Origin of the sequence: Candidatus Blochmanniella camponoti (assembly GCF_023585825.1) — a bacterium.
Classification (GTDB): Bacteria; Pseudomonadota; Gammaproteobacteria; order Enterobacterales; family Enterobacteriaceae; genus Blochmanniella; species Blochmanniella camponoti.
This window is the reverse complement of record NZ_CP097751.1, coordinates 323,307-348,630: the sequence shown is the minus strand read 5'-3', so window position 1 is coordinate 348,630 and position 25,324 is coordinate 323,307. Positions and strand designations below refer to the sequence as shown.

Below are 25,324 nucleotides of genomic sequence, written 5' to 3'. Positions count from 1 at the left end.
TTAAGTATAGAGTACAAATGTATGGGACATATATAAATAATAATAAAAACAAAAATTTCATGACTTAAATCTACTATATTTAGACATATTTAATGCTATGCGAATGTTTGAAATTGTTTACTTTTCTTGCACTTAATAGTGAAAAATAAAGCAACAAACAACGATTATAATATGTTTGGAATCTTATATTAGGTGCTTTAAATAATGTCAAATCTGTAGATTAAAAATCGGAATAAATAAAAAATTGTTTTTTATTGTTTTAGTTATAAATAATTATTCAAACAAAAATTAGAGGAGAACAGAACATATGGCACGAGTGTGTCAAGTTACCGGGAAACGTCCTATGAACGGAAACAAACGCTCTCACGCAATGAACGCAACGAAGCGTTGGTTTGCACCTAATATTCATTCTCATCGTTTTTGGGTGGCAAGTAAGAAACGTTTCGTTGCGTTACGATTATCTACTAAGGGAATAAAATTAATTGATAAGTTTGGAATTGAATATTTTTTCACTAAAATATATCCTAAAAAAAATAAATAATACTCATCGGGAATAATGTAATGGCTAAAGAAAAACGAGAAACAATCCGTTTATTTTCTTCTTCTAAGAATGGACATTTCTATAGCACTACAAAAAACAAACGTACTAGCTCTGAAAAAATGACATTAAAAAAATTTGATCCTTTTGCACGAAAACATGTAATATATATAGAAAGTAAGAATTAGTTAAATAAAAAACTGCAAATTCAACAGTATACTACAAAACCACACAGCTCAATATGCATTGAGCTGTGTGGTTTATTTATTTTAAATATTTAAAACACTATGCTGCCAAGTCTACATTAGCAGTTTGTGTTCATATATTTTTATATAGTGTCAACATAAAAATATTAAGTCTACATGTATAGCACTTTCTATTTTCGCGTTTTTGCTTTTTTAGAGAAACGAAATGTTTTTGCGTTTTTTCTCAGTATTGCGCAGTTTTTCAATAACCTTCTCAGCGATAAAATTAGGTATAAAACGATCTATTCTCCCCCCATATTGAGCAATTTCTTTCACTAATTTAGAAGAAAGACATGCCCATATATCTGTAGATATCATAAATATAGTCTCTACTTCATGCGAGAAGTAATTATTAATTTTTGCAAGTTGTATTTCATATTCAAAGTCTGATCTAGTTCTGAGGCCACGAATTAAAATATTCACTTGTTTTTTTTTCATCACGTTTATAGTGAGGTCATTAAACCCAAACACTGTTACATGATCTAACGTTGCAGTTGCTTGCTTTGCAAATATTACACGTTCTTCAAGACTAAACAAAGGATGTTTTTGCGAATTTTCAGCTACCGCTAAAAATATTTTATCAAAAATTTTATGTGCTCTAATAATTATATCTAAATGCCCATAAGTTAATGGATCAAAAGTCCCTGGATACATAGCCTGAATTGTCATAATATATTTAATAAAATTTATGTTTTTTGTGAAAATAAAAAGACTATAACATATATATATTTCAAATATGTTAAACTACATTTTATTTATATTTTTCAGTGAAAATATAGAATGCCCAACTTATTAAATAACTGTATTAGAAAGCTTGATGCGAACATAAATAAATTATCAAAACGTTTTTATAAATTAAATTGTTTCATACTTATATTTTCATACATAAAAATATTTTTTGTTAACATTTAATAAAATGTTTATTTTAATAAAAAATACGACGATTATTTGTTGCAATAATACTGAGTAAGTTAAATAATCATTTCCAGTAACACCTATATCTGCAATATCAAAATAAAAATTTTTAAGCATTTCGGCTATCTTCTATATTAATTATACATCTCTCCCTAAAAATATAAATAACCTTAATATTAAATATTTGTTTATATATAAATTCATAAAAATCACGATAAACATCGTTTTGATTATATGAAAAAAAATTATATTTTCATTAAAATCATTCGTTGATAACAGCCACGCCTCATGCAACATGTTATAATAATATACTTTTAGATATTGCAGTTTTAGTCTAATTTTAGGTTATAGTTAATTTGATAAAAAATAATTTGTAAATGTTATTAATACTTAATAATAACTATTATATTAATTCATAACTATTACAAAACGTCGTATGACAAGTTATTTTTGAACTAATAAATAATTATCTAACAAACCCAATAATTGCTTTAGCGCTCCTTGATTATGCCGCAGCACTTTGATGGCTCTATGGCCATAGTTTACACGACATTGTTGATTTACCAGCAACATAGCAATAGCCTTTACTAAGGATTCCGTATCAGTTACTGTAATTAATCCATTTGACTTACATAATTTAACGCAAATATCATTAAAATTAAAAGTATACGGCCCCATAATCAATGGAATAGAATGTGCAGCTGGCTCTAACGGATTATGTCCTCCATGTTTTACTAAACTACCCCCAACAAATGCTATATCTGAAACACCATATAGTAACATTAATTCTCCTATAGTATCATTAATAATTACTTGCGTTTCTTTAGATGGAGCAACCCCGTTACTTCTCATGATATAAGAAAATCCAGCTTGTTCAGTAATGTTTTTAACATTAACAAAACGTTCTGGATGACGTGGAGCCAGAATCATCAGTAAATCAGGAAACCTTTTCAAGAGACGTTTATGTGCTTGTAGTAATAATATCTCTTCCCCTGCATGAGTACTGCTAGCTATCCATACCTGTCGTTTTTTAATCCAAGTTTTTTTTAAAAACGAAATTTTATTTAATAAATCCTGGTTCATTTCAATATCACATTTTAAATTACCTGTAATAAATAATTGGTTTTTTTTTAATCCTAATTTAAGAAATCGAGAAGCGTCTTCTTTATTTTGAGCAGCAATTAAAGTAATACGTTTCATAATTAACGAAATAAAATAACTAAATCTCTTATATCCAGTAAAAGAGCGGCATGATAACCGAGCATTAGCAATAATGAAAGGAATCTCGCGCTGATATAATATATTTATGAGATTTGGCCATAGTTCGGTTTCCATAGCAATAACTAATCGTGGCTTAACTTGATTAATAAATCGTTTCATAGCACCAGGTAAATCATAAGGTAAATAACCGCAGCGCATATTATGACTAAATTTTGATCGCGCCAATTCTATGCCTGTGGGAGTCATCGCAGTTAATGTGATTGTTATTTTTGGATAACGTTGCTGCAAAGCACGTATCAGTGGGATAGCTGCTAATGTTTCTCCTAAGGACACAGCATGTAAAATGATTCCATCAGATTGGATAGATTTTCTATAAAATCCGTAGCGTTCCAACCAACATTTACGATACGATGGTGATCGCCTGCTACGCCATAACAATCGTATCCATATTATAGGTTGAGCAATATACATTATAATATTATATATTGTAATGTATATTGTAAACATATAATATCCCAAAATAATCAGTTATTATATTCATAATTACTAATTTAATCATTTTACACGCATTTAACTATATATCAATGTCATTATGCCTTATATAATATATTTTAATAGTCAATGCCTATATAAATTTTAAAAAATAATTTATCTGAAAAACTGTCTATGTTTCTGTTGTTTTTAACAATTATTTTTATAAAGTATTTTTTTATTTTAAATTAAAAATAATGAATTCTCATAAATATCTTTTAAAAACTAAACATTGTATTGTATATGATAAAATCATTAATTACTGATTTAACATTTTTTGAATAATTCCAATGACTTGTTAATTATGACGATAATGAATTATTAGACAATACTTATAAAAATGATATTTATAATAAATAGATTATATAAACTATAAAATCTGATTAATTTTTTATATAGTTACAAACTTAAATTAATCATCCAAATAAACACATAAAATATAAACATATTATTTTTACATTAATAATTTGTATGAACATCAATTATATATTGGATTTGATTAAAAAATTCATCATGTAATTGTCATGAATGCTACAATATTCTCAAATTTGAGAATCTTATAATTTTGTTGATATAAATAAAATTTATTACAAGTTGCTTGAAAAATAATTTTTTTATTACTTTTTACTATTTTATATTTAAACAAAATTTATTTATTCAAACTTATAAAATATATTAAATGTAATTTACACAAAATATATATTTGTACCATGTATATAATTATTTTTAATATTAAATAATAATTTTAATGCATAACATAAATAATATTTTTAAAAATTAAACAATAAGATTAAACATAGCATATGTACTTTATTCTTTTAGTGTTATCGTATATTTATCTATTTCCACCGTAACGTAATAATAGACAACGGACTGCTCATTCAGAATTAAATTATGTTAAAGACGATTTTATTTCTGTAACTTTAAATATTTTGAGGAATTTATTTTTTCTATGTTAAATATATTTATATTTCTATTTTAAATTATAAGAAATAATCTATATATAATCATATAATTATGTACGATGAAATATATATATTTGAAATATTGTTTACTTCATTGTATTATATAGATCTTCATTGACACAGTATAACAAGTATGATATTTACATAAATAATATTTTTTTAGTATTGTCGCATAGTTACTAACTACTACATTAATTTTTAGATATTATATATAAATGACGTATAAAATAAATGTTAATCATTTTATCGGATTAGATTGTAAATTCATGTTATTGAATCCTTAGTTATATCTTATTATTTTATTTATACTTATAAAAATTTTATCAACACAATAAAACAGTAATTTATTCATAAAAAATGAATTTTTAGTAAAATTTCAATAATAAAATTAGCAGTACCATGTATTTTAATTGTAATATTTTCAAAAAATAATAAAAAAATATATTTTTATTTAATCGAAAAATTAACATCTATTATTATTTGAAAATTTTAATTTTCCTTAAATAATATTAAATAATTAAAATAACAAATATGTATAATGAAAATGCTCTCAAATTTAATATTTGAGAGTTATATTCAAGTTTTACACCAATATGATTTTAAAAATATTCTAGCACTAGCATGATGAAGAAAATTTTGGTGCTGTTTGTTAAAAAAGTCATTAATTCATAAATTAGATCTAATAATTTGAAGTAGTTTATAATTGAATGTTAAATGATATTAATTTAAAAATATTAATGTTCATCAATAAACAATATAATTTTTTTAGATATTATTCTTTTATAGGAATGTAATTATTTACTTTTAAACCGTATAAACAATATCGCCCTAACGGATTGATATTTTTTGTTTAATAACAAAAAATATCAATTAATAATTAAAGCATATAAATTAATATAAGGTTTATATAAACAAGGTTAAAAAATATTTTTATATATATTTTAAATTTAAAATTTTTTGCAATGATTCCCAGACGTGTATAGGGGTTAAGTGTTGCATTTTTTTAGTTGAAGATCGTAAAATAATTTGGTTTTGTCCATATGTTCCAATTAATTTAGGATTAGTTGGGCCATATAATGTTATATTAGGACAACCAAGCGCTGCTGTCAAATGACTAAGTCCAGTATCAACAGAGATTACTGCTGTTGCTCCAGATATTTGGATAGCAATCTCTTGTAGCGTTAATTTTGGTAATATTATTATTTGATTGCAATATAATCTCGCTAACCGTTTGGTACGTAATTCTTCACTTTTTGTCCAAAAAGGTAATTTAATGCGATATCCTGCATTAATAGCATATTGAGCAATAATACTCCAATTCAATTCTGTCCAAAGTTTTTCAAATTTAGTAGTAGAATGGAAAAATATTAAATAAGGAGCATGATGTTTTTGAGGTGGAAATAAATGTTTAATATTATACTTTCCTATATAAGACGGTACAGGATATTTTAAGCTGAGAGAAAAAAGCTGTCGAATACGTTCCACAGCGTGTTGATTTTTATTGGAATAATGTCGTTCATGATAAAACAAAGAACTCATAGGTTCCCGTGCACTCGTATAGTCCATACCATGTTTTTTACCACATGTCATACGTGTTACTAGCAATGATGTCTTCAATAAACCCTGAGCGTCAATAATCACGTCATATTTTTTTTTTAATTGTATACAACATTCACGATATTTCTTCCATGAAGACAATTTATACCAATTTTTTATCCAAAATCTAAGGTTTATAGGAATAATTTGGCGTATTCCTGGATGCCATCTAAGAATATCAGAAAAAGTTTCTTCTACAATCCAATCAAATAATATATTTGGTGCAATATTTGATGCATCAGTAACTGCAGGTAAAGTATGGATAATATCTCCCATAGAAGAAATTTTTATAATTAAAACCTTCATGACAATTATTTTGTTTGATTGATCAATGTAACAACGTTTTTAATGCCTCTAAAACTTGATCTGGAGTAATATCCATTAAACTGTTATGATAGCCATATAAACTATCGCCGTTTCGCATGGTATAATATCCTTGTATGCGACGAATCACAATAGATTGAGAAAATAAAGGCGGAGTAAACTTAGGATTACTAGGTCCATACAACCCTATTACAGGGCGTCTCAATGCGCAAGCTACATGCATTAAACCAGAATCATTACTAACGATTCCTGAACAGGTTGCTATAATTGCAATAGCTTCTCCTAATGATGTGATTCCTATAAGATTGTTACAATGTTGTTTCATATTTTTGAGAATACTATGTTGAATAAATCTATTAATTAGTTGATCGTTAGGGGATCCTAATATTACTACATGATATCCATAATGAATTAACTGAATAGCTAATGTTATGTAATGATAATGAGGCCAATTTTTAGCTAATCCAAATTCTGCGCCCGGGCATAAACCAATCAGTGATTTTCTGTGACAATACAAATTAAATTTGCATAATACATCTTCAATTTCTTTTTCATTTACACTTAATTGGGGTAACGGCAGCGGACAGGGTAAACTATAAGAATTTTTTGTAACATTATAATCACATGCTAAAGAGGCATAACGTTGCACCATTAAAGGGAATAATTTTTTGTTAAGTATTCTCAAATCATTTAGTATACCATACCTTATTTCCCCACGCCATCCGGTCCGAATCGGAATACCCGCAAAAAACGGTATTAAAGCAGATTTAAATGAATTAGGTAATATTATCGCTTGTTGATATTTCTCATTTTTTAAAAATTTTCCGAGATGGTAACATTTTGATAACTCTAAAGCTCCATGCCCGTAAGGAATACATAATGTTTGATTAATTTCAGGCATATGATTGAACAGATCTTTGCACCACATCGGAGTAAGGACATCAATCTTAATGTTGGAACAATATTTCTTAATCAATAATCGATACATACTATGTGATATCACGGTATCGCCAATCCAGGAAGGACTAATAACTAATATTTTCACAATGAAATTTTATTTACTTAATTATTACAATGGTCAGCATTGTTGCATGACAACCAATTTAAATAACGATGTATACCTTGATTAAGGTCAGTGAATTCCTTGCAATAACCTGCCGCTCTTAACTGAGAGATATTTGCCTGAGTAAATATTTGATAATGATCACGGATTTTTTTTGGCATAGAAATATATTTAATGGTTATATTTTGATTAAAAAAACTTAACACGATATTAGCAATGCACTCAAATGACTCAGATTTACCTGTTCCACAATCAAAAATTCCAGATATTTTATTATTCCAGGCCCAAAGATTTATATCAACTATATCTTCAATATATATAAAATCCCGCTTTAACTGTTTACTTCCAATAAATAGTGTTGGGTGTTTTTTACTGGTAATTTTTCGATACAATTGAAATATTATACTAGCCATACTACCTTTATGTGCTTCACAGGGGCCATAAACATTAAAATATCTTAATCCACAAACCTGAGATACAACTTTTGGCAATATAGAGCGCACATATTGATCAAATAAAAATTTGGAATAACTGTATATATTCATGGGTTTTTCATATACCTGGGAATGCAGAAGCATGCGGGTATCTCTACCATATACTGACGCAGAAGAAGCATATATAAAAGGAATTTTGTTTTTAACACAATAAAATAATAGATCTTTAGAATATTGATAATTATTCTCCATCATATATTTACCATCCCATTCAGTAGTGGAAGAGCAGGCTCCTTCATGAAACACTACGTCTATATCCTTAATATAGGAATTAAGAGGATTATTCAATATATTATTAATAAAGCAATGTTTATCTATATAGTCCGAAATATACAAACTTTTCAGATTGTCATATTTTTTTCCATTTTTTAAATTATCCACCACCAAAATATTTTTGTATGCAATTTTATTTAAAGCCTTAATAATATTGCAACCTATAAACCCTGCTCCACCCGTGACCACAATCATACATTCTCACATAATCACATGTATACTTAAATACAATTAATACAATAATTTGAGTTATTGTATATAATACAACATAATAATATTAAACGTTTTAATATTTAGAAAAATATATTACTTTAAGTTATTTACTATATGCATATAGCATATAGTAAATCCACAATTTTTGATTATATTATTCTAGAATCATTACAAAAAAACACAATGTAAAAATTATTTGTTATTGTCTGATGTATAAACTACTCAGGACAAAAATATATCATAAATAACATGTATTTATCGACCTATTCACAAAAAATGTACTAGTTTTCTATTTCAACATAGAATAGAATGACTTTATGATGTGTTTGTGATATAATAATAATTATATGTGTATTTATACTCATTCATGATATTTATATTTTAATTTGATATTATATCATCCAGTATAAAACATATTTATTATCCCGGTAATATCGTAATGATTCATAATTTTTCATCTTTGTTAAAAAACTATATGATACTCCATGATATAAATAAATTTTAGTATATTATATAGAGTTATTTTTCAACCAAGTTTACAAGTTATGTATATGCAGGAAATAACAATATTTTTACAACGCCATATAATACTGAGTATTATATGGGTACTTTTGTTAATTGCAGTGTTGTACACTACAATTAACAGTTGGTTATTCGGGTCTTCTGAAATATTACGTGATAAAGCAATTTATCTAATAAATAAAAAAAATGCGATAGTAATAGATATTCGTAGTCAAGATGATTATCATTCAGGACATATAACAAATAGCATTAATGTTTCAATAGAAGAAATTAAAAACAATAATATTTGTAAATTAAAAAGGTTTAAACAGTATCCATTGATTATTGTACACGATAATAATGTGCTGGCGCACTCAATTAAACGCCATCTATACAAATTAAAATTTGAAGCAATATATGTACTACATGGCGGGATAGTTGGCTGGAAATCTGATAATTTTCCTCTTTTATTAAAAAAATAAAGCATAAAATAATGAGAACAAAAAATGGCTTATATTGAAATTTACACAAAAAAGAATTGTCCTTACTGTGAACGAGCTAAAGCATTATTGACAAAAAAATCTTTAGATTTTAGAGAAATTTCTGTGGATTGTAGCAACTTATCAGATTCTATAAGTATAGAAATGAGACAACGCTCTGGTGGGCGCACTACATTTCCGCAGATTTTTATAGATGGTCTGCATATTGGGGGATCAGATGATTTGGTACTTTTAGATGCCCAGGGCAAATTAGATCTAATCTTGATAAATACAAATCGTTAATAAACTATGATAAATTATTAAATTTTATGATGTATTAGGGGTGTTTTTGTGTTAGAAAGCAACAGTAATAATTTTTTATTTCGTATACAAAGAATCTATATCAAAGATATTTCATTTGAAGCTCCGAACACTCCTGGAGTGTTCCAAATAAATTGGAACCCAAAAATTAAGGTAGATTTAAATAGTGATGCTAAGAATATTCACATTGATATGTACGAAGTAGTGTTATGTGTTACTGTTACTGCAAAAATTGAGGAAGATACAGCTTTTTTATGTCAAGTAAAACAAGCTGGAATTTTTAATGTTTCAGGATTAAACAAAACGCAAATGATACGTTGTCTTAACGCGCATTGCCCGAGTATTTTATTCCCCTATGCTAGCGAATGCATCAGTAACCAAGTGTCTAGAGGTACTTTCCCTCAACTTAACTTAGATCCAATTAATTTCGATATTTTATTTATTCAGTCCTTACAAAAGAAATATAATGATACACTTAAAATTTAATATTTTAAAATAGTTAGTTTAAATTATTGTGTCTATTAGATATCCTAATATAACCATCATTGGAGCAGGTTCCTATGGGACGGCTATGGCTATTGCGTTATCTAGAAATGGTCATGCCGTATTGTTATGGGGACATAATGCAAATCATATTCAAAAACTTCAAATTAATCGATGCAATCAAGCCTATTTACCCGGCATCTCTTTTCCACCATCATTGTATTTAGAGAAATCGTTGTCTATAGCTTTATCTACTTGCCGAAATTTATTAATTGCGGTTCCAAGTCGTGTATTTGGTCATGTTTTGATGCGATTAAAACCAAATTTAAGGAGCGATACTCGTATTATCATAGCATCTAAAGGTTTAGAACCAAAAACTGGACGTTTATTACAAGATGTAGCATATGATATTTTAGGAAAAAATATTCCTATTGCAATTATATCTGGTCCAACTTTCGCTAGAGAACTCGCTATGGGGTTACCCACGGCAATAACTCTAGCTTCTAATGATACTAGATTAAGTTGTGATCTACAAAATACACTACATTGTAGTAAAAATTTCAGAATATACAGCAACACAGATACTATTGGTATTCAAATAGCTGGAGTAGTAAAAAACATTATTGCTATTGGAGCAGGTATTTCTGATGGCATAGGGTTTGGATCCAATGCACGGACAGCATTGATTACACGGGGTTTAGTAGAAATGTCTCGCCTAGGTATAGCAATTGGAGCGACATCAGACACTTTTATGGGGTTAGCTGGATTAGGAGATTTGATATTAACTTGCACTGACAATCAATCACGTAATCGTCGCTTTGGAATATTATTGGGGCAGGGTTTCGAGATACATCATGCTCAAAAAAATGTTGGGAAAATAATAGAAGGATTCTATAACATAAAAGAAGTATATATGTTATCTATTAAACACAAAGTAGATATGCCCATTACCGAACAAACATATCAGATACTATATCAAAATAAAAATGTTCATGATGCAGCTCACTCTTTATTGGAACGTACACAAAAAGAAGAAAAAATTAATAATTTAAAATAATTAATAGTAGATTTGAATTATCATTCATACTACGACGATCAGGTAAATGTATGACTTTAAATATATTAGAAATAGTTTGGAGTAACATTAAAATTGAAGCGAGATTGCTAATTGACTCTGAACCTATATTGACTAGTTTCATATATACGACCCTATTAAAGCACACAAACTTTAAAGATGCATTAATTTGCATACTATCTAAAAAATTAACTAATACGGATATATCTACAATTGCTGTCATTAAGATATTAGAAGATATATGCGGAGCCGATGACAATATCATTACTTCTGCTGCACAAGATATTTATGCAATACGTTCAAACGATCCATCTGTCACTAAGTATTTTACTCCTTTTTTATATTCAAAAGGATTCCACGCATTGCAAGCGTATCGTATTTCTCATTGGTTATGGAAGCATAATCGTAAAGAATTAGCTATGTATTTTTATAATCATATTTCTACTATTTTTAATGTGGACATTCATCCTGCGGCAAGTATCGGATACGGTGTTATGATAGATCATGCAACTGGTGTAGTGATCGGAGAGACATCAGTTATAGAAAATAATGTATCTATAATGCAATCTGTGACCTTAGGCGGAACTGGAAAAATAAGTGGTGATCGTCATCCTAAAATCAGGCAAAAAGTAATGATTGGAGCTGGTTCTATTATTTTAGGTAATATTGAAGTAGGCTATGGGGCTAAAATTGGAGCTGGTTCCGTCGTACTACACTCTGTACCGCCTCATGCTACAGTAGCAGGAAAACCCGCTAGACTTATCAAAAAAAATCAATAAATAACAATAACTTAATAAGCCTTTCTACATTTAAAAATATATATAATATTTATTATACACTACTGTTAATAAGTATACTCTAAAATACCACTGCACATATCAAGTATCTAAAAAGTTAGTATATTTATGTAATAATTAATATATAAAAGATATTCAATACTTTTGATTCCAAAATTGATAATGTACCTGGAAAATGCAGATGTATTACACTTAATATGTAATTTTAATCGCACATAATATATCAATGTAATTTGATGCATTGTATATGAGATTAAAAACAATCGCATATTCGATATATTAGTTATATTAATTATAAATATATTTTCTTTTTATATTTCAATACCTTGTGAGATAATCTTCGTGATATAATTCATATAATTGAAATCGTTTGTTAATATGATCGTATATTAACATCAGGAAAATATCATAAATGTACAACATTAATGTACTTCGCTACAAGTAAATACAATGCACATTATTATAATAAATAATTAAAATAAATAATGCTTCCAATGTTCAATATTTAGAAAACATATTAGATAATTTTTTAATTTAATTAAAATACTAATAAATTAAAAATTAACAACAATTTCACATATAACTGTTATATATATTTGATACAGCCTTTTATTTTTGTATATTTATATCATAATTATATTTTTATTAATCATTTGTTTTATATAACAACATGATTATAGTCTGCTGTGCATAACAACATAATAGAGTTCTGTGTTTATGATAAAAAGAATAGGAGTATTAACAAGCGGCGGGGATTCTCCAGGAATGAATGCTGCCATTCGAGGTGTAGTACGGGCAGGTCTTTCTGAGGGACTAGAAGTGTATGGAATACATGACGGTTATTTAGGATTATTTCAAGATCGAATGATACAATTGAGTCGTCGTAGTGTTTCAGATATAATAAATCGTGGAGGAACTTTTCTTGGTTCTGCTCGTTTTCCTGAATTTAAGGAAGATGCTACTAGAACAATAGTTATCAACAATATTAATCAACGTAGTCTCGATGCTCTCGTAATAATTGGAGGAGATGGATCTTATTTAGGTGCTAAGAGGTTGAGTGATATAGGATTTCCTTGCATCGGATTGCCTGGGACTATTGATAACGATGTTTCCGGAACGGATTACACTATCGGGTATTTTACAGCTTTAGAAACAATTGTTGATGCAATTGATAGGTTGCGTGACACATCTTCTTCGCATCAACGTATTTCTATTGTAGAGGTAATGGGACGTTGTTGCGGTGATTTGACTATGGCAGCAGCGATAGCTGGAGGTTGTGAATTTATTGTAGTCCCCGAAGTAGAATTTAACCCACAAGATCTAGTAAATGAGATTAAATCTGGTATTTCTAAGGGAAAAAAACATGCAATAGTAGCTATTACAGAACGTATTTGTAATGTATTCTATTTAGCGCGATACATTGAAGAAAAGACTGGTAGAGAGACTCGCGCTACCGTTTTAGGATACATCCAGCGTGGAGGTAAGCCTGTTGCATATGATCGCATTCTAGCGTCTCGGATGGGAGCATATTCTATTGATCTGCTATTAAAGGGTTATGTAGGACGCTGTATTGGGGTACAAAATGAAAAATTAGTACATCATGACATTAACGATGCTATACAACATATGCAACGTCCATTCCGTCGGGATTTATTAAAAACAGCCAAAAAACTATTTTAAGTTATTTAAAATCATCATAAATAACTTGTTTCTTAAATAATATTATCGTTTACATAATCTGATTATGTATGGCTTATACAAATATCACTTATTTAGGGTTTTGAACTGTTAATATCGTTACATCAATAATATGCTATATTAGCATATTCCTGCATATTATTAAGTAGGGTATGATTTCTTATGTTTTTCAGCAGTTTGTACAATCATAGAAAAACTATTTGCGTTTAAAGAAGCGGCTCCTACTAATACACCATCAATGTCTTTTTGATCAAAAAATTGAGTAACATTTTCTGGTGTGACAGAACCTCCATACTGAATCGTTATTTTATCGGCTATAGATGCATCATAACTTGCAATATAATCCCGAATTGATTTATGAACTAATTGCACATTTTCTGGAGATGCGCTAACACCACTTCCTATAGCCCATATAGGCTCATAAGCAATAACTGCATTCTTAAATGCTTCTATGCCAAGTAATTTAATGATTGTATTAATTTGATTGATACATACTGACTGTGTGTATCCAGAATCGTATTCTTTTTTATTTTCCCCTATACATAAAATAGGAATTAATCCAACTTTTTTTAAGATAAAAAATTTTTTAGCAATATATACATCATTTTCTTTATGATGTATTCTCCGTTCAGAATGACCTATCAGAGTATATCGTACATTAAGATCCTGTAACATTTCTGCTGAAATGTCGCCGGTAAACGCTCCAGATAAATGAATATCAACATTTTGAGCGCATAGCTGAATATGACTGTTCAATAAATAACGATTAATTATATCTAAATACATCACAGGAGGAGCTATAGCTACGCTACATTTAGAAATATTATTAAATGTATTAACTAATGTAATAATTAAATTAGTTATGGTATTTTTATTGCCATTTAATTTCCAGTTTCCTATTATCAACAGACGCCTCACATCTTCTCTCCTACAGAAATTATTTCATAATAATAATTGTGATACATCAATAAATACTAATTAATATTAAACAAAATAATGCTTGTATTACACGATTAGAATCGTATATACTTAAAAGATACGCAATTGTGTATGGCACCATGTTGATATTATAAAGATGTATAATAATAATAAATAATTTTGTAATATAAGTGTCAGTTATAATTGATGTACATTATTACCATTTATGTTACCAATAACGTTCTTGAGTAATATGACCTGGTTTACATCGTAAATGATCTTGCATTCCATATTTTTTATTCAATATTTCCTTAGTATCTTGTATCATTTTCGGATTTCCACATAACATCACGTGACTATTGTTAATATCCAATTGTAATCCTACTTTTTTTTCTAAAGAGTCATTTTCTATCAAATTAGGTATACGTCCAGAAAGTGAACTAGAAGATTCTTCTTGACTTATGATTGTTTGTACGTGTAATTTACCATTATAAAAGTTTTGTAATTTTCTTATTTGAGATAAATAATTTAAATTTTTAGAAAACCTCACTGCATGTACTAATACAATATTTGAAAATTGACACAATCTTTTATCATGATCTTCGAGTATTGATAAATATGGACCAATCCCTGTTCCGCTAGCTAACATCCATAAATTTTTACAATTTGGAATTTCATTGAGTATAAAACGTCCGTATGCTTTTTTAGTAAGCATAAGAGTATCACCGGGACGTAAAGTACATAACAACGGGGTACATTTCCCTTCTAGTATAGTGGCTATGTAAAATTCTAGATTTGGATTATGCGGAGCATTAAGATATGAATAAGCACGTTGCACGATTATGTTATTTATCTTTATCTTTATTTTAGTAAATTGACCAGCAATAAATGTATTTACTGGAGCTCGTACAATAAGACTAAACAACTGATCTGTCCAATTTTTTATATTAATAATTTTTCCGGTGACCCATGTAGACATAAAATTTACCCGTATTCAGTTATATTCAAATATTTAATCTTATTAAGTAACTTCATTGGTATGATCAGAATCAGTATTGAAATTTGTATCTATTATTATCTACCCCTTAAAAACTAACACAAGATTCCGACATAAAAATTTTTATCTAAAAAAATCAACCATAAAAACACTGTAATTATTGCCTATTCGATTGAACGTAATTTTATGATATTAAAACAATGTTACATTTAATCAGATATTTTAATGTTATAATTTTTCATGAAATCATTCTATGTAAAAGATCTTTTATTTATAAAACCAAACACTACAAATAATGTAGTGACTATTATAGTGTTTTACTTATATAGTGGTAATATTTTTGATTATATTCGTACACAACATGTATGTACTAATCTATAGTGATTTAGAATTTAAATTATCCAAATCAATGTTACTTTAATGATTCGATTATTTTTAGAAAATATATTTTCATTATATATAATTTTAATTATAATTTTTGCAAGTTTTACTACTATAAAGATCGTACATTATTATTTCATATTAATAAATACAAACATTTATGTTAGTTTTAATGAAATTTACGGTCATAATAAAAAATACGCACTCTGGCTCACCCTGAACACAAGTATGTAACATACTTATTATACAGTTAGTTTATTGAATATAATAATTTATTTTAAGTGATTAAAAATATTTTGAGTACTCGTACAACTCATTGTTGTAATTATATAACCAACTATACGTTTCTTGAAAACACGTAAGACTATGTATTGATTAGATAAAAATATCTATTATTACGCAATTATATATGTTGCATTTATGAAAAAGAATGCAATTGCAAGTATCGTATATTTTATTTCGTACATTTATATATGCGCATAAATGGTTATTTGTTGAATATCCTATATTCAATTTTAAAAATTCAATAGTTATTATTTTATCAAAACTTATTACATAAAGTAAATATTTGTATTATTTGATGAGATTAGGGTGTTGAATGTTTGTGAGTATAAGTATATTCACTCATGTGGTTGCATATACAATGTCAATAGATTACTATGTAATCATAAACATCAAAAAATAGTTTGAATTGTTATCAGAATCGATGTCGATGTATGAGATATAGAAAAATTTTTTATTTCAAATATACATAAGTGAGAATTTTATTAGTTGTTGCTAATATATAGTAACGATAAATCATAAATTACTGTTTGTCGTTAATAGTATCTGCACATACATTTATAAATATATGCAATAAATATTATGAATTTTGTATAAAATTTATTACGAATCATATATTTAAATAGGTCGAATATACAATATTAATTGCAATGAATAGAAACATTTGGTTGTACAAACGCATAAATATCTTAGCTTTTATTAAGCGCTATAAAATAAATTTATAATTTTTTTTTATTATGATAAAATATCAATTTATCAGAAACATGAATATTTAGCTGCTATCAAAATATATTATGAAGAAAAATGTGCATCCAAAATATAACGAAATATCTGCATATTGCTCGTGTGGAAATGTTATAGATACTAAATCTACTTTAAATAGAAACTTAAATATAGATGTGTGTAATTTGTGTCATCCATTTTATACAGGTACACAACGTATACTAGATACACGTGGGCGTGTAAATATTTTCAATAAACGCTTTAATCTTTCTATTAATGCTGATTTTTTACCGATTGACAAAAAATTAAATAAAAAATAAATATAGATATTATTTACATAAGGATGTTATGTAACATCATAGTCATCCATTATACTTTAATAGAAAAAATAAATACGAGTTCATTAAATTTTATGAGTGTGGATTGATTGGTACCAATGTACATTTAGATTTTAGTTGTTACCAGAAAATCTACATGTAATATAACTATGTTTGGATAAAACTACATTAAATCTGGTCAATAAAAATATTTGCGTACAGATAAAGATTTCTATACTTAGAAAGTACCGGTGTTTTTAGAAATATAGGTCAGTTTAGTTATTATTATGAATATAAAAAAATCTACAATCAGCGTTAGAAGTGGTTTAAATAGCGATGAGCAACATGGATGTGTTGTACCTCCTATTACTCTTTCAACTACTTATAATTTTTTTGGATTAAATCAGCCTCGTCCTTATGATTATTCACGGCGCAAAAATCCTACACGTGATGTAGCTCAACAAACTTTATCAGATTTAGAATATGGAAAAAGTGCGATTATGACAAGTAGTGGCATGTCTGCTATTTATTTAATATGCTCTGCTTTGCTTGAACCAAACGATTTATTAATAGCACCTTATGATTGCTATGGAGGTACTTATCGATTATTGGATGCGTTAAACAAAAAAGGTGCATGTAAAGTATTATTTATTGATCAAAGTGATACACAGGTTTTATTAAAATCGTTAGCATATAAACCTAAATTAATTTTCATAGAAACCCCAAGTAATCCTATGCTCCGAATAGTAGATATTCATACTCTTTGCAATTTCCAAAAAGATATCTTATATGTTGTAGATAACACATTCATGACTCCAGTATTTCAAAATCCATTAATTTTAGGTGCAGATTTAGTGGTACATTCTTGTAGTAAGTATTTGAATGGACATTCAGATTTAATAGCAGGAGTAGTAATATCTAAGGATACACACATTTCTGAAAAATTAACTTGGTGGGGCAATACGCTTGGTATTACTGGAAGCGCCTTTGATAGTTATCAGTTGTTGCGTGGTATGCGTACTTTAATGCCGCGTGTTTACCAACAACAAAATAATACTAAAAACATTATTGCTTTTTGTCAAAAACAACCGCAAATCAATGCATTATATTATCCGGGGTTACCCACTCATCCTGGATATAACATTGTTTGTAAACAACAAAGCGGATTCGGATCAATATTTAGTTTTGAACTTAAGGGCGCTAAAAATGTTTTACTACAATTTTTACGATCATTAAAATTATTTACATTAGCAGAATCGTTCGGGGGTGTAGAAAGTTTAATTGCTCATCCAGCTACTATGACGCATGCTGCTATGCCAGAAAATGCTAGAAAACGCGCTGGAATCAGTGATATGTTGCTTCGTGTTTCAGTAGGACTAGAAGATAGCGACGATCTTATTACTGATTTAGAACAGGCATTTGCATCAATACAATGAGGCCTCGCCATACTATTATGCACATTATTAATATTAACTAGTCTTATTATTAACAAACATTAATTGGACACTTTATTATAAAGTTTTATTAATTAATTGAGCAATCAAAAATTCATATATACAGTTGATATCTTAAACAGTCATTTATATTTAATGAATGAAACGTTATCTGTCTAAGTCTTATCTACGATACAAATTAAAATAATAATTTATTGCGCTAATTTAATATATAAATGAAATATTTTATTAATGAGTGACATCCATTAAAATATCCATAATACAATTTTTCAGATTATTAATCTCAATGATTATTTATGTAATGATGATTGTTATTTAAAACTAGCATATGGTCTATATAATAGATATAGGTCTATAAGCATCTATTTTATAGCTTCAAGAGGGAAAACATGAGTATGTTCCATGCCACCCAACAAGCAGTATTAAATCAATATTTAGCTGAATTACAAGGAAAGATTAATGTTTCATTTGAATTTTTTCCTCCACGTACCGATGAAATGGAACAAATATTATGGAAAACTATAAACAAATTAAGCAAATTGAATCCTATTTTTGTTTCTGTAACATATAGCGCTCATTCTGGAACACGAAATCATACTGATAAAACGATTAAAGACATAAAAAAACGTACTGGATTAATAGCAGCTCCTCATTTAACATGTATTAACGAAACCCCTCAAGCATTACAAACTATTGCTCAAGAATATTGGAATAATGGTATTCATAATATAGTTGCGTTAAGAGGCGATCAAATAAAAAAAACCTATCAATCGTCTATGTATGCTTCAGATTTAGTATATTTATTAAAAAAAATTGGAAATTTTGATATTGCAGTAGCTGCTTATCCAGAAGTACATCCAGAAGCAAAAAGCGCGCAATCAGATTTAATTAATTTAAAGAAAAAAATAGATGCCGGTGCGAATCGTGCAATTACTCAATTTTTTTTTGATGTAGAACAATATTTAAGATTTAGAGATCTTTGCGTGTCTGTTGGGATTGATATAGAAATTATCCCTGGAATATTGCCTATCTTTAATTTTCGTCAATTACAGAATTTTATCACTTTTACTAAAGTGAAGATACCTCATTGGATATATGTAATTTTTCATGGATTAGATCATGACTTAGAAACACAGAAAATGCTTGGAACATTTGTAGCGATAGACATGATCAGAGTCCTTCTTAAGGAAGGGGTAAGAAATTTTCATTTCTATACTCTTAATAGATCAGATTTAACATATGCAATATGTCATACTTTGGGAATAAAAAATAACAAAATGTAATGTATGAATAATATTTCATAATTAATTAAATAATTATGTCCACCACAAATCATAATTTAAACATAATAAATTTACTTCTTAGATTCTTTTAAATATATGTATATCAAAGAGCTGAATTTTCAAACAAATAATAAATATTGTATTAGATTCATTATCAGTCAAATATATTATATATATTGTATGTGTATTGTATAATAAATTCTATATACAATATTTTTCACTTGTAAATAGAACCGCAAAGAATATATAGTTATAAATGTTATTATTACAATACGAAGGATAACACTCAATATAGCATTTATAAAAAAAATAAAAATATTTTTGAACAAAAAAATATGTATTCTATATTACAAGATAATTTTAACAAAAATTGTAGCTTACGTTACGTATATATTCAATTTATGTATATTTTATATATGGTGTATAAATTAAATAATTAATAAAATATATGACTTATTTTACAAATATACACAAGCAACCAACAATATTGATATTAGATTCTGGGGTAGGTGGCTTATCTATTTATACTGCGATACGAAAATTATTACCACATGTACATTATCTATATTTTTTTGATAATCAAGCTTTTCCTTATGGTGAACACTCAGAATTCTTCATTATAAATCGTGTAACTTCTATAATTGAAGCTGTGCAAGAACAACATCAATTAGATCTTGTAATCATTGGTTGTAATACTGCCAGTGTAGTTTCATTAAAAATATTACAGAATTATTTTCTATGTCCCATTGTTGGGGTGATACCTGCAATTAAATTGGCGTCTAAATTAACTAAAAATGGCGTTATTGGCGTCTTAGCAACACATCGCACTGTCAATCATGACTATACTTGGAGTCTTATAAAACGTTTCGCCAATAAATATAAGGTCGTGTTACTAGGTACGTCTGAATTAGCAAACTTAGCTGAATCTAAAATGTGTGGCGAAAAAATACCGATATCAATTCTTCGTAATATTCTTACCCCATGGTTAAACATGAAACAACCTCCTGACACTATAGTGCTTGGATGTACTCATTTTTCTTTATTAAAAACAGAATTAATTGCCGCATTGTCTTCAAATAGCTACTTAATAGATTCAAGACATTCAGTCGCTAAACATAGCTTACGTTTGCTACGCAAAAAAATAAATAGTCCCACAAACAATTTTTGTTTTTACAGACCAAACAAAATTTATTGTTCTATGAACACAGAAAAAGCTATCAAATTAAAATCTATTTTATTATCCTATTATAACTTTTTTTCTTTAGAAATATTATCAATATAAATTGAGCACATTATCTTATTTCAATAAGAAACACATTGTTTGTTAGTTTAATTATAGTAATCGAAAAAAAATTAATTATACTCATGGATAAAAATATATATCTATATTAATGGCAATTAATAGCTTTTTGTCGAATTATTGCATGCAGTTTTATTTTTAGTATACAATTTTTTATGCTAAACGTCTATATAATATGCACCGTATAGATACAGTTATCAACTTTAAATTGATGCTACTAACAGGGATGCACAACAAATTCAAAATAAACTGTAAATTAACTTTTTATGAAAGTATTGTTTTATTCAATTATGTTAATAACACATCAGCATTACTAATTTTAATTTTAATAATATAAATTAATTATATTTTATATACGTAAATCTTATTCTAAAGTTATTTAATTATGGAAAAAATCAAATTTATAATTATATTATTTTATTTGCATGTTTCTATGAAACTTGTTACAGTATAATTGATTGATGTGGGGCTATAGCTCAACTGGGAGAGCATCTGTTTTGCACGCAGAAGGTTAGCGGTTCGATTCCGCTTAGCTCCATTATAATGTATATGCAGAGTATTATATAAATTGCTTGCAATATAAATGAATATAAAAATGTATATATTCAATATATTTTTATAATCTTAAAGTATATTAGTATATGACTATAAAAGTCATCATATAAATTATAATGGTGCGGTAGTTCAGATGGTTAGAACATCGGCCTGTCACGCCGAGGGTCACGGGTTCAAGTCCCGTCCGCACCGTATGCTTATTACAAAACAAAAAGGGGTGTAGTTCAAATAGGTAGAACGTCGGTCTCCAAAACCGGGTGTTAGGAGTTCAAGTCTCTTCACCCCTGTGAAGATGTAAGTAATACCAAAGCTTATTTTTTGGTATAAGAATGTTTGTATTTGTTTTTTTAATATTCTTTATTAAATATGATTTTTTTCATATAAAACTGGGGAAGTATGTTGTTTAGTTAATACACGGCGCATTATTAATGCGCCGTGTATTAACTAAATTTACTCACGTGTTTACGTGATAATTTCATATTTTTTAAACTGTATAAAACCAATAAATAATTTAATGAACTGCAATTTTGCTTACATTCTATAATCTTGTTAATTATTACTCACAATTTCGCACAACAAATTAATTTGATAATCTTAAATTTTAAATATTAGAAATATATGTAGCATAATAATAAAATTCACATGTTATTTTACTTTAAATAGACAGATTTTATTAAACAAATTTAAAAAATAGAGCTTTGATTTTCTTCATACATTAAATAAAAATTATTATCACAATAACAGAAAACAAATAATGACAAAAATTAGATGATAATCATAATCAGCGATTACACAGAAATAATATTATTTTAAAAACATCATTGCCAAATCCAATTATATGTGATACATAAAATATAACGAAGTTATACTATACAATTAAATAAAATATATACCATATGGTAGTTTAGTATGTACTAAAAACATTAAGAATAAAACAAGGTTCGATATTTTTTAATGTTAAGAAAATTAAAATTTTTCACTCTTAACGTGATTAAGAGTGGTTTTAGTATAAAACAGACTCAGAAGCTTAACAAATAATATTATTATCAATATTATTTGAATTCATATACTTACAAAAACTCAGAAATTACTGGTTTAAAATATTATTGTTAGTTTTTAACATAATATATAATGAAACGTTATGTCAAAAGTTAACTATCAATAATTATACGATATATAGCCATGTAGACGAAATTCTATATAAACAACAATATTTCACTTTAAACCAAAAAATTATTATATTATTTAATTTTAAAAATAAAAAGATTGTTCATGCAGTTAACACGCAATGCATAATCATTTTAAAAAAAATAAAATTGTTTTAAACGTTTTTGCGTACAAATATTTACTGATATTCCAAATCTACTTGAATCTAATAAACAATATGTAATTTCCATACACTTTGCAATTGATTCAAAATCGGTTTATTTACATCAGTGACCTGATTAGATTATTATTTCATTCATAAAATCATACGAGGAAACAAACATGAACGGAGCTCAGTGGACCATAAAAGCGCTGAGAAAAAAAGGTGTGGAAATTATTTTTGGTTATCCGGGTGGGGCAATTATGCCGATGTATGATGCATTGTTTGACTCTGAAGTAGAGCATTTATTATGTAGGCATGAGCAAGGAGCAATTATGTCTGCTATAGGATACGCTCGAGCTACTGGAAAAATTGGTGTATGTTTTGCGACCTCTGGTCCAGGAGCTACTAACCTTATCACTGGATTAGCTGATGCATTATTAGATTCCATCCCTATAGTAGCTATTACCGGACAAGTGGGATTAGAATTTATTGGTACTGATGCATTTCAAGAAATAGATGTATTAGGTTTATCTTTAGCTTGCACTAAACATAGCTTTTTAGTGCATTCATTAAACATGTTACCTGATATTATTGATGAAGCATTTTTTATTGCTTCTGAAGGAAGACCAGGCCCAGTATTAATAGATATACCAAAAGATATTCAATTGTCTACTGGAAAATTAATCTCAAACTACTGTATTAATAAAAAAGATATTTGTAGTATTGAAAATGATATAGAAAAAGCTCGAGTGTTAATGCTGCAAGCATATCAACCGATACTTTATGTAGGAGGAGGTGTAGGTATGGCTGGAGCGGTAACTTCATTACGTACATTTATTTCTAAAACTAAAATACCTACCGTAGTCACGTTAAAAGGACTAGGTGCACCAGATTATACGGAAGATTGTTATCTAGGAATGTTAGGCATGCATGGAAACCAAGCAGCTAATTTAGCAGTACAAAAGTCTGATTTATTAATTGCGATAGGAGCTCGATTTGATGATAGAGTAACTGGACGATTACATACTTTTGCTCCACAAGCAAAAGTAATTCATGTGGATATTGATCCTTCAGAATTTAGTAAACTGCGCTTAGCGAATGTTTCTTTATCTGGCAATTTAAACGATTTGTTATCTGCGCTAACACAATCCTTGTCTATTGATCCATGGAGAAAAAAAGTAAAATCTTTAAAATTGAAGTACCGTTGGTCTTATCAATCATCTGATGATAAGATTTATGCTCCAACTTTATTACGAACAATTAGTGAAAATGCTCCTTACGATACTGTGGTTACTACAGATGTTGGGCAACATCAAATGTGGGCTGCTCAACATATGCAATTCAGTCGTCCAGAGAATTTTATTACTTCTGGAGGGCTGGGAACCATGGGGTTTGGCACTCCCGCAGCTATTGGGGCTCAAATTGGCCGACCCAATCATATGGTGATATGTATTTCTGGTGATGGTTCATTTATGATGAACATACAAGAACTCGCCACTATTAAACGTAAAAATTTGCCTATTAAAATTGTTTTGTTAGATAATCAACGTTTAGGAATGGTGCGTCAATGGCAACAATTATTTTTTAATAAACGTTACAGTGAAACTACATTAACAGATAATCCCAACTTTCTTGTTTTGGCTAAAGCATTTGATATTCATGGAATATGTATTACTTATACATCTCAAATTTTAGACGCAATTAATATGTTATTTACACATACAGGACCTTTTTTACTACATGCGTTGATTAATGAACATGAAAACGTTTGGCCATTAGTTCCGCCTGGTTCTTCAAATGAAGATGCTATGTTGGAGCAGTAATATGACACATTATTCGTTGTTTATAAAAGCCAGGTTTTGCCCAGAGGTACTTGAACGTATTCTACGGGTTATTCGTCATCGTGGATTTGAGTTACATACATTAAATATGTTGTCATATAGTAAGTTCAACAAGAAGAAAATAAACATTTTATTAACTGTTTCTAGCAATAGAGCAATATATTTATTATCTGCACAATTAAATAAATTAATGGATATACATTATATTAAAATTGAATAAATTAAAAATAGT

21 protein-coding genes and 3 tRNA genes are annotated in these 25,324 nt (G+C 28.0%); 17 read left to right on the top strand and 7 right to left on the bottom strand.

Translation table 11 applies throughout. From position 1 onward, the window contains the following. Window positions 1-307: 307 nt before the first annotated feature. Both rpmB and rpmG read left to right on the top strand, forming a co-directional pair. A complete protein-coding gene (rpmB, locus tag M9394_RS01475) occupies window positions 308-541 on the top strand; it encodes a 50S ribosomal protein L28 (RefSeq protein WP_250247164.1) in 234 nt (77 codons plus the stop codon). Between the two features lie 20 nt (window positions 542-561). Then, complete coding sequence (gene rpmG / locus M9394_RS01470; protein WP_250247165.1) at window positions 562-726, top strand: 50S ribosomal protein L33; 165 nt, start codon at window positions 562-564, stop codon at window positions 724-726. Between the two features lie 210 nt (window positions 727-936). On the opposite strand, the gene coaD is transcribed toward rpmG, so the two are convergent. The 5 genes from coaD to rfaD form a co-directional block, all read right to left on the bottom strand. Then, window positions 937-1,452, bottom strand: a complete 516-nt coding sequence (gene coaD, locus M9394_RS01465; protein ID WP_250247166.1) for a pantetheine-phosphate adenylyltransferase — start codon at window positions 1,450-1,452, stop codon at window positions 937-939. Window positions 1,453-2,142: 690 nt separating this feature from the next. Beyond that, window positions 2,143-3,426 (bottom strand): lipid IV(A) 3-deoxy-D-manno-octulosonic acid transferase, encoded by a 1,284-nt coding sequence (gene waaA / locus M9394_RS01460; RefSeq protein ID WP_250250206.1) that lies wholly within the window; start codon window positions 3,424-3,426, stop codon window positions 2,143-2,145. Window positions 3,427-5,345: 1,919 nt separating this feature from the next. After that, window positions 5,346-6,317: a lipopolysaccharide heptosyltransferase I gene (waaC, locus tag M9394_RS01455; RefSeq protein ID WP_250247169.1), complete on the bottom strand. Its 972-nt coding sequence runs from the start codon at window positions 6,315-6,317 to the stop codon at window positions 5,346-5,348. A gap of 22 nt (window positions 6,318-6,339) precedes the next feature. Beyond that, window positions 6,340-7,380: a lipopolysaccharide heptosyltransferase II gene (gene waaF, locus M9394_RS01450; RefSeq protein ID WP_250250204.1), complete on the bottom strand. Its 1,041-nt coding sequence runs from the start codon at window positions 7,378-7,380 to the stop codon at window positions 6,340-6,342. A 17-nt stretch (window positions 7,381-7,397) separates the two neighbouring features. Next, window positions 7,398-8,360: an ADP-glyceromanno-heptose 6-epimerase gene (gene rfaD / locus M9394_RS01445; RefSeq protein WP_250247172.1), complete on the bottom strand. Its 963-nt coding sequence runs from the start codon at window positions 8,358-8,360 to the stop codon at window positions 7,398-7,400. Between the two features lie 629 nt (window positions 8,361-8,989). Between rfaD and M9394_RS01440 the strand changes: the two genes are divergently transcribed. The 6 genes from M9394_RS01440 (at window position 8,990) to pfkA (ending at window position 13,714) form a co-directional block, all read left to right on the top strand. After that, window positions 8,990-9,361, top strand: coding sequence for a rhodanese-like domain-containing protein (locus M9394_RS01440; RefSeq protein ID WP_250250203.1), 372 nt, complete (start codon window positions 8,990-8,992; stop codon window positions 9,359-9,361). A 24-nt stretch (window positions 9,362-9,385) separates the two neighbouring features. Then, window positions 9,386-9,661 (top strand): glutaredoxin 3, encoded by a 276-nt coding sequence (grxC, locus tag M9394_RS01435; RefSeq protein WP_250250200.1) that lies wholly within the window; start codon window positions 9,386-9,388, stop codon window positions 9,659-9,661. A 48-nt stretch (window positions 9,662-9,709) separates the two neighbouring features. Further along, window positions 9,710-10,165 (top strand): protein-export chaperone SecB, encoded by a 456-nt coding sequence (secB, locus tag M9394_RS01430; RefSeq protein ID WP_250247175.1) that lies wholly within the window; start codon window positions 9,710-9,712, stop codon window positions 10,163-10,165. Between the two features lie 85 nt (window positions 10,166-10,250). Continuing rightward, on the top strand, window positions 10,251-11,219 hold the full coding sequence (gene gpsA / locus M9394_RS01425; RefSeq protein ID WP_250250238.1) for an NAD(P)H-dependent glycerol-3-phosphate dehydrogenase: 969 nt from the start codon (window positions 10,251-10,253) through the stop codon (window positions 11,217-11,219). Between the two features lie 50 nt (window positions 11,220-11,269). Beyond that, complete coding sequence (gene cysE / locus M9394_RS01420) at window positions 11,270-12,016, top strand: serine O-acetyltransferase (protein ID WP_250247176.1); 747 nt, start codon at window positions 11,270-11,272, stop codon at window positions 12,014-12,016. 735 nt (window positions 12,017-12,751) lie between these two features. Next, window positions 12,752-13,714: a 6-phosphofructokinase gene (pfkA, locus tag M9394_RS01415; protein WP_250247178.1), complete on the top strand. Its 963-nt coding sequence runs from the start codon at window positions 12,752-12,754 to the stop codon at window positions 13,712-13,714. Between the two features lie 159 nt (window positions 13,715-13,873). Here pfkA and tpiA read toward each other — a convergent pair whose 3' ends face one another. After that, complete coding sequence (tpiA, locus tag M9394_RS01410; protein WP_250250198.1) at window positions 13,874-14,650, bottom strand: triose-phosphate isomerase; 777 nt, start codon at window positions 14,648-14,650, stop codon at window positions 13,874-13,876. Between the two features lie 229 nt (window positions 14,651-14,879). After that, a complete protein-coding gene (locus M9394_RS01405; protein ID WP_250247181.1) occupies window positions 14,880-15,629 on the bottom strand; it encodes an FAD-binding oxidoreductase in 750 nt (249 codons plus the stop codon). A 1,475-nt stretch (window positions 15,630-17,104) separates the two neighbouring features. Between M9394_RS01405 and rpmE the strand changes: the two genes are divergently transcribed. The 9 genes from rpmE to ilvM all read left to right on the top strand — a co-directional run bounded on the left by rpmE (window position 17,105) and on the right by ilvM (window position 25,312). Then, entirely contained in the window at window positions 17,105-17,353 is a 249-nt protein-coding gene (gene rpmE / locus M9394_RS01400) for a 50S ribosomal protein L31 (protein WP_250247182.1), read from the top strand. 284 nt (window positions 17,354-17,637) lie between these two features. Then, entirely contained in the window at window positions 17,638-18,786 is a 1,149-nt protein-coding gene (gene metB, locus M9394_RS01395) for a cystathionine gamma-synthase (RefSeq protein WP_250247185.1), read from the top strand. Between the two features lie 407 nt (window positions 18,787-19,193). After that, entirely contained in the window at window positions 19,194-20,087 is an 894-nt protein-coding gene (gene metF / locus M9394_RS01390; RefSeq protein WP_250250196.1) for a methylenetetrahydrofolate reductase, read from the top strand. 448 nt (window positions 20,088-20,535) lie between these two features. Then, window positions 20,536-21,369 (top strand): glutamate racemase, encoded by an 834-nt coding sequence (murI, locus tag M9394_RS01385; protein WP_250250194.1) that lies wholly within the window; start codon window positions 20,536-20,538, stop codon window positions 21,367-21,369. A 483-nt stretch (window positions 21,370-21,852) separates the two neighbouring features. Next, window positions 21,853-21,925: transfer RNA gene (locus M9394_RS01380), tRNA-Ala, on the top strand. A 135-nt stretch (window positions 21,926-22,060) separates the two neighbouring features. Further along, a tRNA-Asp gene (locus M9394_RS01375) sits at window positions 22,061-22,134 on the top strand. A 21-nt stretch (window positions 22,135-22,155) separates the two neighbouring features. Continuing rightward, a tRNA-Trp gene (locus M9394_RS01370) sits at window positions 22,156-22,229 on the top strand. A 1,201-nt stretch (window positions 22,230-23,430) separates the two neighbouring features. Next, on the top strand, window positions 23,431-25,074 hold the full coding sequence (gene ilvG, locus M9394_RS01365; protein ID WP_250247189.1) for an acetolactate synthase 2 catalytic subunit: 1,644 nt from the start codon (window positions 23,431-23,433) through the stop codon (window positions 25,072-25,074). 1 nt (window position 25,075) lies between these two features. Beyond that, window positions 25,076-25,312 carry an acetolactate synthase 2 small subunit gene (ilvM, locus tag M9394_RS01360; RefSeq protein WP_250231737.1) on the top strand — a complete coding sequence of 79 codons (237 nt, stop codon included), beginning with the start codon at window positions 25,076-25,078 and terminating at the stop codon, window positions 25,310-25,312. The last annotated feature ends 12 nt before the right edge of the window (window positions 25,313-25,324 follow it).

Excerpts from the sequence above, each read along its gene's own strand:
- rpmB (WP_250247164.1), top strand. The coding sequence starts at position 308 with ATGGCACGAGTGTGTCAAGTTACCGGGAAACGTCCTATGAACGGAAAC.
- rpmG (WP_250247165.1), top strand. The coding sequence starts at position 562 with ATGGCTAAAGAAAAACGAGAAACAATCCGTTTATTTTCTTCTTCTAAG.
- coaD (WP_250247166.1), bottom strand. The coding sequence starts at position 1,452 with ATGACAATTCAGGCTATGTATCCAGGGACTTTTGATCCATTAACTTAT.
- waaA (WP_250250206.1), bottom strand. The coding sequence starts at position 3,426 with ATGTTTACAATATACATTACAATATATAATATTATAATGTATATTGCT.
- waaC (WP_250247169.1), bottom strand. The coding sequence starts at position 6,317 with ATGAAGGTTTTAATTATAAAAATTTCTTCTATGGGAGATATTATCCAT.
- rfaD (WP_250247172.1), bottom strand. The coding sequence starts at position 8,360 with ATGATTGTGGTCACGGGTGGAGCAGGGTTTATAGGTTGCAATATTATT.
- grxC (WP_250250200.1), top strand. The coding sequence starts at position 9,386 with ATGGCTTATATTGAAATTTACACAAAAAAGAATTGTCCTTACTGTGAA.
- gpsA (WP_250250238.1), top strand. The coding sequence starts at position 10,251 with ATGGCTATTGCGTTATCTAGAAATGGTCATGCCGTATTGTTATGGGGA.
- cysE (WP_250247176.1), top strand. The coding sequence starts at position 11,270 with ATGACTTTAAATATATTAGAAATAGTTTGGAGTAACATTAAAATTGAA.
- pfkA (WP_250247178.1), top strand. The coding sequence starts at position 12,752 with ATGATAAAAAGAATAGGAGTATTAACAAGCGGCGGGGATTCTCCAGGA.
- M9394_RS01405 (WP_250247181.1), bottom strand. The coding sequence starts at position 15,629 with ATGTCTACATGGGTCACCGGAAAAATTATTAATATAAAAAATTGGACA.
- rpmE (WP_250247182.1), top strand. The coding sequence starts at position 17,105 with ATGAAGAAAAATGTGCATCCAAAATATAACGAAATATCTGCATATTGC.
- metB (WP_250247185.1), top strand. The coding sequence starts at position 17,638 with ATGAATATAAAAAAATCTACAATCAGCGTTAGAAGTGGTTTAAATAGC.
- metF (WP_250250196.1), top strand. The coding sequence starts at position 19,194 with ATGAGTATGTTCCATGCCACCCAACAAGCAGTATTAAATCAATATTTA.
- murI (WP_250250194.1), top strand. The coding sequence starts at position 20,536 with ATGACTTATTTTACAAATATACACAAGCAACCAACAATATTGATATTA.
- ilvG (WP_250247189.1), top strand. The coding sequence starts at position 23,431 with ATGAACGGAGCTCAGTGGACCATAAAAGCGCTGAGAAAAAAAGGTGTG.
- ilvM (WP_250231737.1), top strand. The coding sequence starts at position 25,076 with ATGACACATTATTCGTTGTTTATAAAAGCCAGGTTTTGCCCAGAGGTA.